This window comes from Larkinella insperata (genome assembly GCF_026248825.1).
GTDB classification, from domain to species: Bacteria; Bacteroidota; Bacteroidia; order Cytophagales; family Spirosomataceae; genus Larkinella; species Larkinella insperata.
The window spans coordinates 2,597,565-2,615,975 of record NZ_CP110973.1; the positions used below are offsets into that span (position 1 = coordinate 2,597,565).

Annotated in this window: 8 protein-coding genes; 5 read left to right on the forward strand and 3 right to left on the reverse strand. The window is 56.0% G+C overall.

The annotated features are described in order from the left end of the window. On the forward strand, positions 1-3,366 hold the full coding sequence (locus OQ371_RS10545) for a DUF5107 domain-containing protein (RefSeq protein WP_265993725.1): 3,366 nt from the start codon (positions 1-3) through the stop codon (positions 3,364-3,366). Here the strand turns inward: OQ371_RS10545 and OQ371_RS10550 are convergent. Next, positions 3,363-4,274 carry an AraC family transcriptional regulator gene (locus OQ371_RS10550; RefSeq protein WP_265993726.1) on the reverse strand — a complete coding sequence of 304 codons (912 nt, stop codon included), beginning with the start codon at positions 4,272-4,274 and terminating at the stop codon, positions 3,363-3,365. The two genes, OQ371_RS10545 and OQ371_RS10550, sit on opposite strands and share 4 nt — an antisense overlap. A 114-nt stretch (positions 4,275-4,388) precedes the next feature. On the opposite strand from OQ371_RS10550, the gene OQ371_RS10555 reads away from it, so the two are divergent. The 4 genes from OQ371_RS10555 (at position 4,389) to OQ371_RS10570 (ending at position 13,934) form a co-directional block, all read left to right on the forward strand. Next, on the forward strand, positions 4,389-5,729 hold the full coding sequence (locus tag OQ371_RS10555) for a sugar porter family MFS transporter (RefSeq protein WP_265993727.1): 1,341 nt from the start codon (positions 4,389-4,391) through the stop codon (positions 5,727-5,729). 168 nt (positions 5,730-5,897) lie between these two features. Next, positions 5,898-8,957, forward strand: coding sequence for a SusC/RagA family TonB-linked outer membrane protein (locus tag OQ371_RS10560; RefSeq protein WP_265993728.1), 3,060 nt, complete (start codon positions 5,898-5,900; stop codon positions 8,955-8,957). A gap of 30 nt (positions 8,958-8,987) precedes the next feature. Further along, complete coding sequence (locus OQ371_RS10565; protein ID WP_265993729.1) at positions 8,988-10,553, forward strand: RagB/SusD family nutrient uptake outer membrane protein; 1,566 nt, start codon at positions 8,988-8,990, stop codon at positions 10,551-10,553. Between the two features lie 75 nt (positions 10,554-10,628). After that, the gene (locus OQ371_RS10570; protein ID WP_265993730.1) at positions 10,629-13,934 is read left to right on the forward strand and encodes a VCBS repeat-containing protein; all 3,306 of its coding nucleotides are present in this window, start codon (positions 10,629-10,631) and stop codon (positions 13,932-13,934) included. Positions 13,935-14,112: 178 nt separating this feature from the next. Here OQ371_RS10570 and OQ371_RS10575 read toward each other — a convergent pair whose 3' ends face one another. Then, a complete protein-coding gene (locus tag OQ371_RS10575; protein WP_265993731.1) occupies positions 14,113-16,500 on the reverse strand; it encodes a M1 family metallopeptidase in 2,388 nt (795 codons plus the stop codon). A 122-nt stretch (positions 16,501-16,622) separates the two neighbouring features. Beyond that, on the reverse strand, positions 16,623-18,341 hold the full coding sequence (locus OQ371_RS10580) for a DUF885 family protein (protein WP_265993732.1): 1,719 nt from the start codon (positions 18,339-18,341) through the stop codon (positions 16,623-16,625). Between the last annotated feature and the right edge of the window lie 70 nt (positions 18,342-18,411).

The window sequence follows — 18,411 nt, forward strand, 5'->3', positions numbered from 1 at the left end:
ATGGCCTTGCAGGAAATTAACGTGTGGGAAGAATCGGTTACTATTCCCACCTACGGAGTCGGAGTTCCCGAAAAAAATCCGATGTTTCTCGAAAAACGGGTCTACCAGGGTAGCTCGGGCGTGGTGTATCCGAACGCTGTCATTGAGAAGATCGACGACCACAAGGAGGACCGGGCATATCAGGCGGTTTTCCTCGAAAATCAGTACCTGAAAATCATGGTTATGCCCCAGTTGGGCGGCCGGATTCAGATGGCGTTCGACAAGGTCAAAAATCGTCATTTTATCTATTATAATCAGGTCATCAAACCGGCGCTCGTGGGACTGACGGGGCCGTGGATTTCGGGCGGAATTGAGTTCAACTGGCCGCAGCACCACCGCCCCAGCACGTTCGAGCCGGTGGACTACACCACCGAGTCGCACCCCGACGGTTCCAAGACGGTGTGGGTCAGCGAAGTGGAGCGGATGTTCCAGACGAAGGGCATGGCGGGTTTCCGGCTGTACCCCGACAAGGCGTACCTGGAGATTCAGGGCGTACTTTACAACCGGACCCAGATGCCGCAGACATTTCTGTGGTGGGCCAACCCCGCCGTGAAGGTTAACGACCAGTATCAGTCCGTTTTTCCGCCGGATGTGTACGCCGTCTACGATCACGGAAAGCGGGACGTGTCCTCCTTCCCGATTGCCAAAGGCACCTACTACAAAGTGGATTATTCGCCCGGCACCGATATTTCCCGCTACGCTACCATTCCCGTGCCGACCTCCTACATGGCCGTGGCGTCGAAGTACGATTTCATGGGCGGTTACGAACACGACAGCCGGGGTGGTTTGCTGCACGTGGCCGATCACCATCTGTCGCCGGGCAAAAAGCAGTGGACCTGGGGCAACGGCGAATTTGGCTACGCCTGGGACCGCAACCTGACCGACGAAGACGGGCCGTACATTGAACTGATGACGGGCGTGTTTACCGATAATCAGCCGGATTTTTCGTGGATCATGCCCAATGAAGAACGGCAGTTTACGCAGTATTTCATGCCGTACAGCGAGATCGGGCTTGTGAAAAATGCCACCAAAGAAGCCGCCGTCAACCTGGAATGGGCTCCGGAGACCGTTCAGCTTTGGGTGTACGCCACCGCCGTGTACGCCGGGGCCACCGTCCGGCTGGCCCAACAGGAAGAAGTCGTTTTTGCGCAAACCGTTGATCTTTCGCCGGAACAACCGTTCCACCACGAAATCCGGCAATTCTTCGAAAACTCAACCCATTTGCGACTAAGCGTCGTGACGGCCGACGGCGTCGAACTGGTTGCTTACCAGCCGGATGCGGTGATCGAGCAGGCCATTCCGGAACCGGCCCTGGCGGCCAACGATCCGGCTGAGGTGGAAAACAACGAGCAGTTGTATTTGACGGGGCTACACATTGAGCAATACCGCCACGCGACCTACGTGGCCACCGATTACTACCGGGAAGCCCTCCGGCGCGATCCCGGCGACGTGCGCTGCAACAACGCGATGGGGCTGTGGCTGCTCCGACGCGGGCAGATCGCCGGAGCCGAGCCGTATTTCCGGCGCGCCATTCAGACGCTGACGCAGCGTAACCCCAACCCGTACGACGGCGAACCGTATTACAATCTCGGGCTTTGTCTGCAACTGCTGGGCCGCTACGACGAAGCGTACGATGCCTTTTACAAGGCCACCTGGAATGCGGCCTGGCAGGACACCAGTTTCCTCGAACTGGCCCGGATTGCCACCCGCCGGAAAACGGACGCCCAGGCGCTGAAGCTGGTGGAACAGTCGCTGATTCGCAACTGGCACGGGCATTCGGCGCGGCATCTGAAAGTGGCCCTGCTGCGCAAAACTGGTCGGACGGAAGAAGCCCGGCGGCTCATCGACGACACGCTGGCTATTGATCGGTTTCATTTTGGTTGCCTGTTCGAAAAAGCACTCCTGGAGCAGCCGGATGACCCGTCGAAAGCCGCCCAAACGCGCCGGGAGATGAATACGCTGATGCGGCATTACGTCCATAATTATCTGGCCTACGCGCTGGATTACAGCCGCGCCGGACTGTACGACGAAGCCATTGCCCTGCTGTCGGAATTGCAGTCGTCCGGTCAACCGGTTTACCCGATGGTGTACTATTTCTTGGCTTATTTTCACCACCAGCTGGGCCAGGCCGAAAAGGTAGGAGAATACCTGGAAAAAGCGACGACCGCCAGCCCGAACTTCGTATTTCCCAACCGGCTGGAAGAGCTCATCGTATTGCAGTGGGCGACTTTGCAAACGGTTCAGGATCAATCGGTCAATCACGCCAACACCTGGTATTTTCTGGGTAACTTCTGGTACGCCAACCGCCAGTACGATGAAGCGATTGATGCCTGGGAGCGTTCGGTCGAGTTGAACGATGCTTTCCCGACGGTGCTCCGGAATCTGTCGCTGGCCTACTACAACAAACGGCACGAGTCCGAGCAGGCGCGGACGGCCATGGAGCGGGCGTTTGCGCTGGACCCCACGGATGCGCGGGTGCTGATGGAACTGGATCAGTTGTATAAAAAGCTGAACCACCCGCCCGCCGAGCGCCTGACTCTGTTGGAAAAACACCTCTCCGCAACGGAGCAGCGCGACGATCTGTACCTGGAGCGGATCACACTCTACAACCAGCTGGGCGACTACCTCAAAGCCCGCCAACTGATGGCGGTCCGGCAGTTTCACCCCTGGGAGGGGGGCGAAGGCAAGGTGGTGGGCCAGTACCTGATCAGTCACCTCGAACTGGCCAAACAGGCGCTGCAAAACGCCGATTACGCCAAAGCGCTCGCCCTGCTGGAAGCCGCCGAAAGCTATCCCCCCAATCTGGGTGAAGGCAAGTTGTACGGCGTGCATGAACCCGACATTTTCTATCTGAAAGGACTGGCCTACGAAGGACTGGGTGATCCTGACACCGCGCGGGCCTATTTTGAACGGGCGTCGGTAGGGCTGGAAGCGCCGGTACAGGCCATCTTTTACAACGACCAGCAGCCGGACAAACTGTTTTATCAGGGACTGGCCCGCAAAAAACTGGGTCAGCACGAACGGGCGGAATTGCTCTTCAACCGGTTAGTTGAGTACGGCCAGAAGCACCGCGACGACGCGATCAAGATCGACTATTTTGCCGTTTCGCTGCCCGACCTGCTGGTCTTCGACGCCGACCTGAACGAGCGCAACCGCATCCACTGCGATTACCTGATGGGGCTGGGCTACCTGGGGCTGGGCAACGGACACACGCAGCAGGCCATCGAGTGTTTTGATCAGGTGCTGGCGCTGGATGTGAACCACCAGGGCGCTGCGCTGCATAAGAAAATGGTCCATTTTCTGGCCCTTCCCGAAGTGGCGGATTAAGCTTTCCGGCGTTGCCGGAAGTCGCGGGGGGAGACGCCCATAACGTGCGAAAATACCCGGCTGAAATGGTAGGGGTCGCTGTAGCCAATCTGGTAAGCCACTTCCTTGATGCGGTAGCGGGTGTTTTCGAGCAGGCGGCAGGCTTCCTGAATCTTTAGAAAAGTAAAAAAGTTGATGGGAGCGCTTTGAACCTTAGTCCGGAAAACCGCCGAGTAATGCGAAGCCGACATACCCGCCACCTGCGCCAGTTCTTCCAGACTCAGCGACTTGCTCAGGTTTTCCTTCATAAACGTGATGGTTCGGCTGATGGGGTCACTCTCCGGTTGGGTCAGGGGGTTGGGGTTGTAAACGGCATTGTTGAATGTCGCCAGAAAGCGCGATAAACTGCTGTTGGCGTAGATGACATTGTCCAGATTGAACGACATCTCCACATGCGCCAGAATATCGTCAAACAATTGAAAACGCTCAGGCTGGGGAGAAACCGTAACCGGAGAGAAATCGTGTCCCGGACCATCGTGCCCCGGACTATCGTGTCCCGGCCTTAAAAAGTCCAGAAAGTGATGCGAACGCGAACCCGTAAAATGGAGCCAGTAAATCGTCCAGGGATTCTGGGCGTCGGTGCCGTACCGGTGGGCCTGATCGGCGGGCAGAATAAACATCTGGTTCGGCTTGACGCTGTAGCGCTGGTCGTTGAGAAAATACCATCCTTCGCCCTGAATGCAGTAGATCAGAATGTGCTGAGGGCTGCCTTTTCGGCGTTCCCGGTCGTGAAAAGCCGCTTTCGGATAATAACCAATATCGGTGATGTATAACGACTCACAAAGAGGATGAACGGCAATTTGCTTTTTCAGTTCCCCCGGAAGTGCGTAACTGCGTTGTCCGGCAAAGCCTTCTTTCTTTTTGAGCATATCATAGTATTATCTAGGTACGGGGTAGGTAGTCACTTGTAAAAATACGTGAACCATCCCATTTTATTTCAATTTGTTTTGCAGCCCTGGTTTTTAATTCCTACCCTAATCATCATGACCAAAAGCGGACTTAATACAAATTACATATTCGGTATTGCCTTTATTTCGGCCCTGGGCGGTTACCTGTTCGGCTTCGATTTCGCTGTCATCTCGGGAGCATTGCCTTTTCTGCGCACCAACTTTGGCCTGACCGCCTGGTGGGAAGGTTTCCTGACCGGTTCGCTGGCGCTGGGTTGCATGGTGGGCTGCCTGTTGGCGGGTAACCTGGCCGACCGGTACGGCCGGAAGCCGGGGTTAACGATCGCGGCCCTGATCTTTGCGCTTTCTTCGCTCGGTATGGCCTTTTCCGGAACGCTATCGGTCTTCATTGCCATGCGGTTTGTTGCTGGCATTGGCGTCGGCATGGCGTCAACGCTGAGTCCCTTGTACATCGCCGAAATCTCGCCCGCCGAAGTCCGGGGGCGCAACGTGTCGATTAACCAGTTGACAATCGTTATCGGGATTCTGGTCACAAATTTGGTCAACTACAGCCTGGCCGACAGCGGCCCCGACGCCTGGCGCTGGATGTTCGGGCTGGGCGCGGTGCCCTCACTTGGCTTTCTGGTGGGCGTGTTCTGGCTTCCGGAAAGTCCCCGCTGGCTGGTGCAGACGGGCCGCGTGGGCGAGGGCGAAACCATTCTGCGCCGGATTGGTGGCGAAGCGTTTGTCCAGCAGACCGTTACGGCCATCAACCGGACTAAAGAAACTTCGGACAAAGCCTCGTACGCGATGCTGTGGGAAAAGAGCGTCCGCCCGGCGGTTTTTGTGGGCATGGGGCTGGCGGTGCTGCAACAGTTGTGCGGCATCAACGTGGTCTTCAATTACACCTCAACGATTTTTGAAACTGTCGGGGCCAACCTGGACCGTCAACTTTTTGAAACCGTTGCGATTGGTATTGTCAACCTGGTGTTTACGCTGGTGGCGATGTGGCAGGTGGATAAACTGGGCCGCAAACCGCTGATGCTCATCGGCACGCTCGGCCTGGCGGTGCTGTACGTCGTGATTGCGACGCTGCTGAAAACCGGCGCGTCGTCGGGGTTGCTGTCGGTGTTTGTGCTGCTGGCCATCAGTGTCTATGCTACGTCGCTGGCGCCCATTACCTGGGTGCTGATCTCCGAAATTTTCCCGAACCGCGTTCGGGGGCTGGCGTTGTCCGTGGCGGTATTGGCGCTGTGGGGCTCCTACTTCGTGCTGGTCTTCACATTTCCGATTCTTGCCGAGTGGCTGGGCACCTACGGCCCGTTCTGGCTCTACGCCCTGATCTGCCTGCTGGGCTTCTGGTTTGTCCGGAACAAGGTTCAGGAAACGAAAGGAAGAACGCTGGAAGAATTAGAGGGGACATTTGTCGGCCACTGAACCGTAAGATTGTCCATCTTAATCAAAATTACTTCCATTGCTTTACCAAAAACTGCTCCTAATCTTTGTGTTTTTGGAATTAAGCAAATAATGATTTGGATTTTACCACGCCAACTAGCTATTTTAATTTCTGATCTCTAACTCTTAACTAAACCCTAAGCCCTTTTTATGCATTCCTATCTACGGTGTCTGCAAACGACCTTCGTGTTCGTTTGCTTTGCGCTCATTACCTACGCTCAGAGTCCGATCAGGGGCCGGGTTACGGATGAGCGAAACGAAGGAATACCCGGCGCGACGATTACCATCAAAGGGACCACCCGGGGCACAACAACCGACGCAGCGGGTGCGTTCCAGATCAACGCCAGTCCCAACGAAACGCTGGTATTCAGCTACGTAGGCTACGCAACTCAGGAGGTTGTTGCCGGGAGCCAGACCAACCTGACCGTCCGGATGGCGACCGATAACCGCAGTCTGGAAGAGGTGGTCGTGGTGGGCTACGGTACAGTTCGGAAAAGCGACCTGACCGGCTCAGTGTCCACCATTAAAGCCGATGCCATCAAGGAAATGCCCGTTGTGTCGGTCGATCAGGCCATTCAGTCGCGGGCACCGGGTGTGCAGGTGACCCAAAGTTCGGCGGCACCGGGTGGGGGGATTTCCATTCGGGTGCGGGGCGCCAATTCCATCAACAGCGGGAGTGAGCCGCTGTACGTCATCGACGGCTTTCCGATGTACCCCGACAACGGTGCGCTGGGAACGTCGGGCAACCGGCAGGCCAGCAACGCGATGGCCACCATTAACCCCAACGAAATTGAATCCATCGAAATCCTGAAAGATGCCTCAGCCACCTCCATCTACGGGTCGCGTGGTGCCAACGGCGTAGTGCTGATTACGACCAAACGCGGGAAAGAAGGTGCCAGCCGGGTCGATTACGAAGGTTCGTATTCCATTCAGCAGATTGCCCGGCCCATTGAGGTGCTGAACGGGGCCGATTACGCCCGGTACCTGAACATTCTGGAGCGCAGCCAGGGTGGCAGTCCGCGGTTTACCGATGCGCAGATCAACCAGATTGGCGAAGGCACCAACTGGCTGGACGCCATCACCCGGACCGGCGCGCTGTCGAATCACCAGCTTTCGTTCACGGGTGGCACTAAGGGAATGCGGTATGCTTTTGTGGGCAACTACCTGAGCAATCCGGGAATTGTTAAGAATACGTTTTTCAAACGGTACGGCTTCCGCCTGAATCTGGACAACGACTTTCTGAACGGCCGGGCTACCCTGAGCAACAGCTGGTCGTATAACCGCACGGGAAGCAGCAACGTCGCCACCGACCGGGGCGGTCCGGGAGGGATCATCATCACGGCGTTGGGTCTGGACCCCACCGTGGCCATTTACGACCAGAACGGGAATTACAACTACCCCAGCTACGACCAGCGTTTCATCATCAACCCGTTGGCCGAGGCCCAGGAAGGCTACGACCGGGATAACATCAACCGCCTGTTCGGGACGACGGCCCTGACCATCAACCTGTTGGAAGGACTCAAATTCCGGACGAGTCTGGGCGCGGATGTAGTGACGGCCGAGCGGACCACGTTTTACAACAACTATACTTACACGGGTCGGCAGTACGCCCGGCAACTGGAACGCGCCAACCGCAACGTCAGCAGCATCCTGAACGAAAACATCCTGAGTTACAACAAACAAATCCGGCCGGGTCATAATCTGGACGTGACCGTGGGATACACCTATCAGCAGGAAAGCAACCGGCTCAACTCGGCTTCCACGCGCGGGCTGCCTTCCGACGATCCGCTGTCGGTAAACATGCAGAACGGGAGCCGCCCGCAGGTGCCCAACTCCGGGCGACTCGACTGGACGCTGGAATCGTTCCTGGGCCGGGTCAATTACAACCTCAAAGACCGGTACCTGATGACCGTCACGGTTCGGCGCGATGGTTCGTCGAAATTTGGTCCCAGTAACAAATGGGCCAACTTCCCCTCGGCGGCTCTGGGCTGGCGGGTGGTCAACGAAGGGTTCTTTCAGAATTCCGGCCTGAGCAAAGTGTTCGACGATTTCAAATTCCGGGCCAGCTACGGCCTGACGGGTAATTCGCAGATTCCGGTGTACCGGTCGCTGGCCGGTCTGGTGCCCTACAACTACGTGCTGGGCGGCACGCTAGTGGCCGGGTACGGACCCAACCGGATCGCCAACCCCGACCTCAAATGGGAAAGCACCGCCATGCTGAACCTCGGGCTGGACCTGTCGCTGCTGAACAACCGCCTGTCGATGACTTTCGATGTGTTTAATAACAAAACCACCGACCTGCTGCTGGACGTTTCCATTCCGCAGAGTACCGGTTTCAGCACCATCATGCTGAACTCCGGTTCGCTGTCCAACAAGGGATTTGAGTTTTCAACGAACTACAAAATCCTGAACAGTTCCGACTGGAAGTGGGACGTGAGCGGTAACATCTCCATTCTGCGCAACGAGATTCTGGACCTGGGCAAGAGTACGCCCTTCTTCGCCAATAGCACGAGCGGTCACCTGGGCGTTTTCGGTAGCTGGGTAGAAGCGGGCAACGCCATCGGTGTCTGGAAGGGGTATAAATACACCGGCCTGTTCCAGACCGACGACGAAGGCAAAAGCTTCGCAGCCCGCGCCGGTTATCCGAAATACGAAGACGTCAACGGCGATGGCAAATACACTTCCGACGATTACGTTACCATTGGTAATCCGAATCCGAAATTCACCTGGGGACTGAACTCGACCGTCAAATTCAGAAACTTCGACCTGGCCGTTTTCTTCCGCGGTGTTCACGGTAACGACGTGCGCAACCTGCAACAGTCGGAAATGGGCGACGGTGTGCAGAAAATCAACCAGATTGGCAACATCCTGACCGATTCGTGGACGCCCGAGAATCCCAACGCGAGTCGGCCCGTGATTGATGGTCGCCGGGATTTCATCTCCTTCCGCCGGTCGTCGTTTTTCATTCAGGACGGTTCGTTTATCCGGCTGCAAAACCTGGCGCTGGGCTACAACCTGCCGCTGAATACCAAGTATATCCGCAGCGCCCGGATTTACGCCAGCGGCCAGAATCTTTTCCTGATTACCAACTACAAAGGCTTTGACCCGGAAGTGAACAACCAAGGCCAGAACAACCTGAACCGGGGGGACGATTACGATGCCTATCCGCGCGCCCGGATGTTCACGCTGGGCGTTAACCTTGGTCTGTAATTCCGCTAACCCTTCAACTGACAACGAAACATGAATTGGAGACATTCAACCCGACTCAAATCCCTGCTGCTGGTGTCCTTTCTGGCCGCGGGCGTGGGCTGCTCGGACTTAAAAGAAACCCCGGATTTTATCAATCCCGATACCTTTTATAAAACCGCCAACGAACTTCAACTGGGCGTCAACGGTATTTACGACGACCTCAACTCCGGCTATTCCGGCTATTTCTACGACCGTTACGTGTTTGAATGCCTGACGGGCGACCAGATTGGCTGGGAAAAAGGGCCGCTGCAATACAACCTGGGTAACGTCAGTACCGCCGACGAATACATTGAAGCCTACTGGCAGATCAGCTACCGGTCCATCAACCGGGCCAATGCCGCCATTGAAATTGCCGACGGTATGCAGGACCCCGCCAACGACGCGCTGGTAAAACGGCTGAAGGCCGAAGCGCAGTTTCTGCGGGCGTTTTACTACTACGGTTTGCTGATTTATTTCGACAACCCTCCGCTGACCGTTAAATCGACCAAAGGCATCAGTGACCTGCCGTCGAACGCAGGGGGCAAACGGGCCGTCATCGACCAGATTTATGCCGATGCCAAAGCCGCTGCTGAGGTGCTGCCCGCAGCGTACACGGGGGCAGACGCCGGGCGGGCCACCAAGTGGGCGGCCAAGGCCATTCTGATGAAAACCCAGCTCTGGGACGAGAAATGGGCCGACGCCAAAACCACCGCTGAAGACATCATCAACAACAGCGGTCTGCAATTATTTGAAACCTTTGGTCACAACTTCGATCTGGCGCACGAAAACCAGGGCGAACGAATTTTCGAAGCGCAGGTATCGGCCGGGGCCAACGCCAGCGAATGGAATGTTCACTCGGCACACTTCAACCCCGAAGACTACCCCAGCGAACTGGGTGGAGCGGGCTGGAGCTGGCTGAGTGCCACGCAGGAATTCCGCGCATCGTACGACGAAAAAGACAAGCGCATCGATGCGACGTTCATCGAGTCGTATCCGACGGGCCGGTTTGGCAAAGTAGACGGACAATATCCGGTGGTGAAGTGGAGTCCGAAAGCGGATTTTAACCTGTCTCGTTTCGGCGGGGTGGTCAAAGCCGACGCCAATCCGAAAGACCCTTCGCAGTTGATCTTCGGAAAAGCCTGGGCGGGCAAACTAGTGGAGTTGGGCATCAACTACAACAACACCGAGAAAAACACCATCTACCTCCGGCTGGCCGACATTCTGCTGGGCCATTCGGAAGCCTGCAACGAGAGCAATTCGGGCGACAAGTTTATGGGGATTAACAAGGTACGGGCGCGGGCCGGTCTGACGGCGCTGAGCGGTTTAGGTCAGTCGGCGCTGCGCGACGCGATCATCAAGGAACGGGAACAGGAGTTTGTGTTCGAGCAGGTGATGTACCCAGAATTGCGCCGGAAAAGCAAGTTTGGCGGGCAGCCGGATTACCTGGGCGACCACATCAAGCATTACATCGCCAAGTACAACGTAGGACGCACGCTCAAGGCCCGCGATTATGTGCTGCCGATGCCCCTGAAAGAAATCCAGGGCAATGCGAACGTGACGCAGAATCCGGGCTGGTAACAACCGTATCCGGTCATCAAAAAAGGGCTTTCACGAGCCCTTTTTTGATGCCATTTTTTTAGCGATCTTTCTTTCATGAAGTATTTATTTTCAGGATTGATTTTTCTTAGTCTGCTGGCCTGCGAGCAAAAACCCCGGACGTTGTTTACGACCTTGTCCGCTTCTGAGTCGGGGGTTCGTTTCCGGAATACCGTTACCGAAAACGATTCGTTTAATCTGGTTGACTACTACTACGTTTACAACGGCGGGGGCGTGGCCGTCGGGGATCTGGACAACGACAGCCTGCCCGATCTGTACTTTACCGGCAATCAGGTGGGCGACCGGATTTACCGCAACACGACGACGCCGGGGTCCGATCATCCCACATTTGAGGATGTGACGCCCCGCGCCGGATTGAAAAAAGGGGGCTGGTCGACGGGCGTAACAATGGCCGATGTGAACGCCGACGGACTACTGGATGTTTACGTCTGCAAGTCCGGGAATTACGCGGGCAGCGGGCGGAAAAATCGGCTTTACATCAACAAGGGAAACTTTCGCTTCGAGGAAAGCGCCGAACGCTACGGGCTGGCCGACACGAGCTACACCAACCAGGCCACCTTTTTTGACTACGACAAAGACGGCGATCTGGACCTGTACTTGCTCACGAGTACCAATCTGGTTCGAAACCCAAATCAGGTTACGCCGGTGGTTGCCGATGGCTCTGGGCTGGCCAACGACAAGCTGTTTCGTAACGATTCCGACGCTTCCGGGCCACGGTTTACGGAAGTAACTCGCCCGGCGGGCATTCTGCACGACGGTTTTGGCCTGGGACTCACCATTGCTGATTTCAACCAGGACGGATGGGAGGATATTTACGTCGCCAACGATTTTCTGGCGAACGATTTCCTGTACGTCAACAACCACGACGGGACATTTCAGGAAGTCAGCAAAACGTATTTCAAGCACCACAGCCAGTTTTCGATGGGCTGCGATGCCGCCGACATCAACAACGACGGCCTGACCGATCTGGTGGTGGCCGACATGCTTCCCGCCGACAATGAGCAGCGCAAGAAAATGGCCGGTCCGGCTAATTATCAGCAGTTTGAAAGCATCGTCCGGCAGGGCTACCATCCGCAGTTTATGCGCAACATGCTTCAGGTCAACGGCGGCAAAGCCCCCGACGGTCGGATGGTTTTTTCGGAAATCGGGCAGTTCGCGGGCGTGTCGGCAACCGACTGGAGCTGGTCGCCCTTGCTGGCGGATCTGGACAATGACGGCTGGCGGGACCTGTTCATTACCAATGGCTATCTGCGTGACATCACCGACCTGGATTTTGTGTCGTTCAATAACTCGTTCGCCCGCGACGGCAACCGAACGCCGGAGGAGATTAACCAGTATTTGCGGCAAGGCGCTACCAAAATGCCGAGCATCCGGAAAGCCAACCGCTTTTTCCGCAACAACCGTGATCTGACGTTTACCGACGCAACCGCCGACTGGTTTGGTGCCGAAGCCTCGCTTTCGAACGGTTCCGCCTACGCTGATCTGGACCGCGACGGTGATCTGGACCTGATCGTCAACAACATCAACCAGGATGCTTATATCCTGCAAAACAATACCGCGAACCATCACTACCTGCAAGTTCAGTTGAAAGGTCCGGCGCAAAACCGGTTTGGTCTGGGCGCGAAGGTAACGGTTTACAACAACGGTCTGACCCAATCGCATCACCAAACCGTCACGCGCGGGTTTCAATCGTCCAGCGACTACCTAATTCATTTTGGGCTGGGCGATCATCAAGCCGTTGATTCCCTGACGGTTATCTGGCCAGATGGGAAAGCACAGACGGTGCCAAAACCGGCCATCGACCGGGTTCTGGCGCTGGATCACCGACAGGCTTCCCCCGTTGCCCGAAAGCCGGAAAAACCGCAACCGACGCTGATGACGGGCATAACCGAGGCTTCCGGTATTCCGTTTATCCACCAGGAAGAACCGTATCTGGACTACAACCAGGAACCGCTTTTGCCGCACAAGCTTTCGCAGCAGGGCCCTAAGCTGGCGGTTGGGGATGTGAACGGCGACGGGTTGGACGATGTATTTGTGGGCGGCTCGTTTCGGCACTACGGTAAATTGTTGCTGCAACAGCCGTCGGGAGGGTTCGTTCAGAAACCTTACACGGATGAATCCCGGCCCAAAGACGAAGAGGATGTTGGGGCGCTGCTGTTCGATGCCGACGGTGATGGCGATAACGATTTGTACATTGTCAGCGGGTCGAACGAGTATCACGACGGTTCTGACTATTACCAGGACCGGCTTTATCTCAACGACGGGAAGGGTAAATTTACCCCGGCAACCGACCGGCTTCCTGCCATCCGGCACAGTGGTTCGTGCGTCAGGGCGGTGGATGTGGACCGCGACGGCGATCTGGATTTGTTCCGGGGTGGGCGGCTCCGGGCTCTCCAATACCCCATGCCCGGCGAGAGTTCACTGCTGATCAACGAAGGCGGACGGTTCCGGGATGCTACCTCCGAACGGGCGCCAAATTTGCGAAACATCGGCATGGTGACCGATGCAGTCTGGGCCGATATAGACCGGGATTCGTGGCCCGACTTGCTGGTGGTGGGCGAACTGATGCCCATCACGGTTTTTAAAAACAACCGGGGGGAATTGGCGCCCCTGCCCGTTGATGCGCTTAAGGACTCGGACGGTTTCTGGAACTGCATCCGTTCCGGCGATTTTGACCACGACGGCGATCTGGATTTTGTGGTTGGCAACCTCGGATTGAACAGCCGCTACCGCATGTCACCGGAGCAGCCCATGCGGGTGTTTGCGGGCGATTACGACGGCAATGGACGCATCGACGCCATCATGACTTATTATCTGGACGGAACGGAATACCCGGTGGCGTCCCGCGACGAACTGGGCCGTCAGTTACCCCTGATCAAAAAGCAGTTCACCGATTATGCGCAGTACGCCAAGGCCCGGCTGACCGATTTGGTCACCCCCGACCGGCAGAAGAATAGCACGGTTTTGCGGGCCTGTCAGCAACAAAGTATGTTGCTCGAAAATACGGGGGGCGGTTTCCGGTTGAAACCGTTGCCGGCCCCGGCGCAGTGGGCTCCTGTTCAGGACTTTCTGGTGGAGGACATTGACCAGGACGGTCATCTGGACGTTTTGGCGGTGGGGAACGCCTACGATGCGGAATCGGTAGCGGGCCAGTACGATGCCTCAACGGGGGTAGTCCTGAAGGGCGACGGAAAGGGGAACTTTCGGCCGCTGCTCTTTCCGCAAAGCGGTTTTTTGGCGGACGGGGATTGTAAAAGTATCGTCGGGCTTAACCGTCGAGGAAGGCGGGTTTTTCTGGTATCTGCTAACCAAGGCCTTCTAAAAATCTTTCAGACAAACTAATCTACCGGCTGCAATGGGGCTTGCTGCGGAGGTTTCTGCAATCTCGGTGAGATCCCGCCAGAGTAAAAAACGCTCGCCGATGGAATAAGGAGCGGTTTCCTCAATCCGTCGGCGAGCGCCAGCTAAGAGTTCTGCAATTTGTTATACCTAATTCGGGCTTATCAAAGTCCGGGAAAAGTTACTCGTTCTTGTTGGCACCGCCCTGGCGAGCCGGGGGCTGCGTGGCCTGCTGTTGCTGCATTGGGTTTGGCGTTCTTCCTCCGCGCCCTGAACCCTGTTGTTTAAAGAGCTGAAAACGGGTGGGCTGCTGAGACTGACGCGGGAAAGCGTTGTTGTCGGTGTCAATGTCGGCAATCTCCTGGAAAGGATCCAGTGTCCACTGCACCACCCGCTTGCCCGTGGCAATCACCTTCTGAATCTGTGCATCGTTGAAGCGCCAGATCTCCGCCGGAAAACGAGCCATCGAATCCGTGCCGTCCTCAAACTGCATCCGGACAATCACCGGCATGGGCAGGCCCCCCTTGTTCTTGACCGTCAAGGTGTAAAAGTTGTTCTTCGACTCCAGCGTCTGACGCTCTTCCTGGCTCAGACTGGACAGGTACTCTTCGTACTTCTTCTTGTCGGCATCGGTCACCGCGTAAGGATCGTAGCGGTTGTAGAAGTCCTTCATGGTCGAGTCCTGGGCCACCACGGTCTGGGCCTGGGTGGCCGCATCGCGCATCTTGCTGATGGTCTTGGCCCGGTTCTGGGCTTCGGTGCGGGCCAGGGCCTTCTCGACTTCGGGGTTCTGGGTGTTGAGGGTAAACCAGTCGACTTCGACCAGGTCCTGATCGACGGGTTCGACGCCGTAGAACCAGCCTTTCCAGAACCAGTCCAGGTCCACGCCCGAGGCATCTTCCAGGGTGCGGAAGAAGTCGGCGGGGGTGGGGTTTTTGAAGCGCCAGCGGTTGGCGTACTCCTTGAAGGCGTAGTCGAACAGCTCGCGACCCATGACGGTTTCGCGCAGAATATTCAGGGCAACCGCCGGTTTGTCGTAAGCATTCGGACCAAATTGCAGGATGTTGTCCGACGAGGTCATGATGGGCGACAACTGGGACGGTTCCGACTTCATGTACGGAATGATGCGATAGGGTTCGCCGAAATCGCTGGGAAAGTTGTAATCCCATTCTTTCTCGGCCAGATATTGGCAAAAACTATTCAGTCCTTCATCCATCCAGGTCCACTGCCGCTCGTCGGAGTTGACGATCATGGGGAAAAAGTTGTGGCCCACTTCGTGGATAATCACCCCGATCATACCGGCTTTGGTCGCTTCCGAATAGGTGCCGTCGGATTCGGGCCGCCCGCCGTTGAAGCTGATCATCGGGTATTCCATCCCGCCGTACCGCGTCGCATGGCAGGAGATGGCCACCGGGTAGGGATACTTGAAGGTCCGGTTTCCGTAGGATTTGAGCGTGTGCTCCACTGCCCGGGTCGAATATTGTTCCCACAGCGGGTTGCCTTCCTTGGGGTAAAAAGACATGCTCCAGATTTTGCGGCCATCGCCGTAGACATCGGTTTGCATGGCGTCCCAGATGAATTTACGGGAGGAGGCAAAGGCAAAGTCGCGCACGTTATCGGCTTTGTAAATCCAGGTTTTCTTGCCGGTTGGCTTGGCATTGGCGCCCCCGGCTTTTTCGGCGGCTACCGCTTCATCCTGAGTGACAATTTTAACGGGCGTTTTCGAAGTCGATGCCTTTTGCAGCCGCTGGAGTTGCGTGGGGGTCAGCACCTGTTTATAGTTCAGGCATTCACCGGTCGAGCCAACAATGTGGTCATTCGGTACGGTGATGGCTACTTTGTAGTTGCCGAAGATGAGCGTGAACTCACCCTGCCCCAGAAACTGCTTGTTTTGCCAGCCGTTGACGTCGTCGTAGGCGCACAGCCGGGGAAACCAGTGGGCAATAAAGTAATTGCGGTTGCCATCTTCCGGGAAGAATTCGTAACCGCTACGGCCATAATACTCTGTAATCAAGTAGTTCCAGGCAACGTTGAAGCTAAACTGCTGGCCCGGTTTCAGGGGCGTCGGCAGGTCGATGCGCATCATCGTCTGGTTGATGGTATAGGGCAGTTTTTTGCCCGCTTTGTCGGTAACGGCGGTAATGTTATAGCCGAATTTTTCAGAGTCCGGTTCCAGATTTCGCAATTGCCGCAGGCTGGCGCCGTTTGGGCTGATTTTGTTGAGTGCGGATGTAGAGCCGATGGCGCCTTCAGCAAACAGATTCTGGTCGAGCTGGAGCCAGATATACTTCAGTTCATCGGGCGAGTTGTTGAAATACGTAACCACCTCCGAACCAATGATTTTCTTGTTCGTGTCGTCCAACTCAACCTTGATGTCATAATCGGCCCGGTTCTGAAAAAAGTCCCGGCCGGGTGAGCCGGAAGCCGTGCGGAACGTGTTGGGCGTCGGCAGCTGGGGGCCTAGTTGCTCAAAGCGGTTGTTGGCCTTGTAGCTGGGAGAGGAGGGGGCCTGCGCCCAGACGGCTACAGACAGGCTGATGAATACCGCAATCAGCGCGGAGATTCTCATGCTCATTTGTTGATAGAAGCTTTTGTATGACAAGTAAACACGAAAGATAACGTGAATGCCCTCTGATACCAAATTTTATACTCAATTCTGTTGAGTATGCGGCTTTTACGTGATTTGTGCAGCTAGTTTGCCTTATCATAAAACCGCCACGACGTTTTGAAGTCCTTGCTCAATTTCTGGTCTGTCAGAATGGCGCGGATCATCTCGACGGGCAGGGAGTTCATCTGTAAAATGGCGTCGTGAAATTGCTTGTACGTCATTTTTTTAGTGTCTACCAGTTCTTTTTTCAGGGCGTAAAACTGGAAACCGCCGGTCATATACGCCAACTGGTACAGCGGAGGATAGCCCCCTACGAACGACCGGCGCACTTCGCCCTCGGCATTGGCCCGTTCATGCCCCACCCGGTCGACCAGAAAATCGATGCACTGTTGCGGTGACCATTTGCCGAGGTGGTAGTTGAGCGAGAAAATAATCCGGGCGCAGCGGTGCATCCGCCAGAACAACATCCCGATCCGGTCTTCCGGCGACTGCGGAAAGCCCAGATCCCACAAAATCATCTCCCAGTACAGCGCCCAGCCTTCCGTCCAGAACGGGGTGCGGAAATGGCGGTACGTTTTGTAGCGGTTGTTCATGAAGCCCTGCAGGTGATGCCCGGCAATGAGTTCGTGGTGCACCGTAGAGCGCGAGAAATGCGGGTTGTTGCCGCGCATGCTCATCAGCTTGTCCTCGTGTTCCATCGCATCGGTTGGATACGAGATCAGGATGGTTTCCCCACCCAGAAAAAACGGACTCACTTTCTGCCGTTCGGGCGACATCATCTGCATCCGCCACGTTTCTTCCGCAATCGGCGGGATCGTGATCAGGTCTTTCTGTTTCAGAAACGCAATCGACTCGGTGTAAAGCCGTAAGATCAGTTCCGGCTGTTTTCCGGCGGGAACAGCGGTATTTTTAACCTTTTCCTGGGCGGCTTTCCAGTCGGTACCAAACCCCATCTCCTTCGACGCTTTCAGGAGTTCGCGGTCGCACCAGGCAAACTCGCGGTTGGCAATGTCGACGAGTTCTTCCGGCGAATACGGAATCAGCTCAACTTTCAGTTGCCGCAGCAGTTCCTCACGGCCCACGGCAATGCCTGCAATTCCGCTATCGTCTTTCACTGGAGCCGCATCCCGGACTTTTTTGGTCAGCAAAGCCGTGTAGGCCGTCAGCAGGCTGTCGGTTTTGCGGTAGGGTTGGGGCACCCACCAGCTAAACTGCGGGTCGTAGGCGTTGTAAAAGGAAAAGACGCTTTTCAGGGCGGCCTGCAAACCTTTGGCGGTTTCTTCGGCGCGTCGGGCCAGCGCGGGGTCCATTTTCTCCGTTTTTTCGAGTTCTTTCCGGGCCGCCAGGATTTCTTTGCCGATGCCGTTCAAATCCGCGGCCACCTGTTCGGCCACCAGCGGCATTCCGCGCCGACGGAGTTTTTCGAGCGCGTAAATTTTGTCGGCAAACGGAAACCAGTTTTTAGTCTGATTAATTTCCTTTTCTTCGTTGGCTAGATCCTGCAGTTCATTCCGCAGGTCGCGCTGGAACAGCAGATAATCTACCCGGCTGTCGGTGCTCATCCGGTCGAAATCCAGTTGACCCAACTGCCGCAAATAATCGGTATAGAACATCTTGAATCGCTCCCGGCGTTCGGGTGAGTTTTCCACGGTGTAAAACCGGCGGAGACTGCCCCAATCCGCTTCGTACTGCGTCAACAGATGGTGCACATCGCTCGTTTGGCGGTATAAACCGGGGGCGGGCTGAGCCAATACTATTGTTGAAAAAGCCGTAAGCAGGAGTGAAAGCAGGCGGGTTTTCATAAAAAGACAGACGGTCGGGACCGGACGTTGCGGGTCGGATTAGGAATACTTGAATCAGTCTGGAAAATAA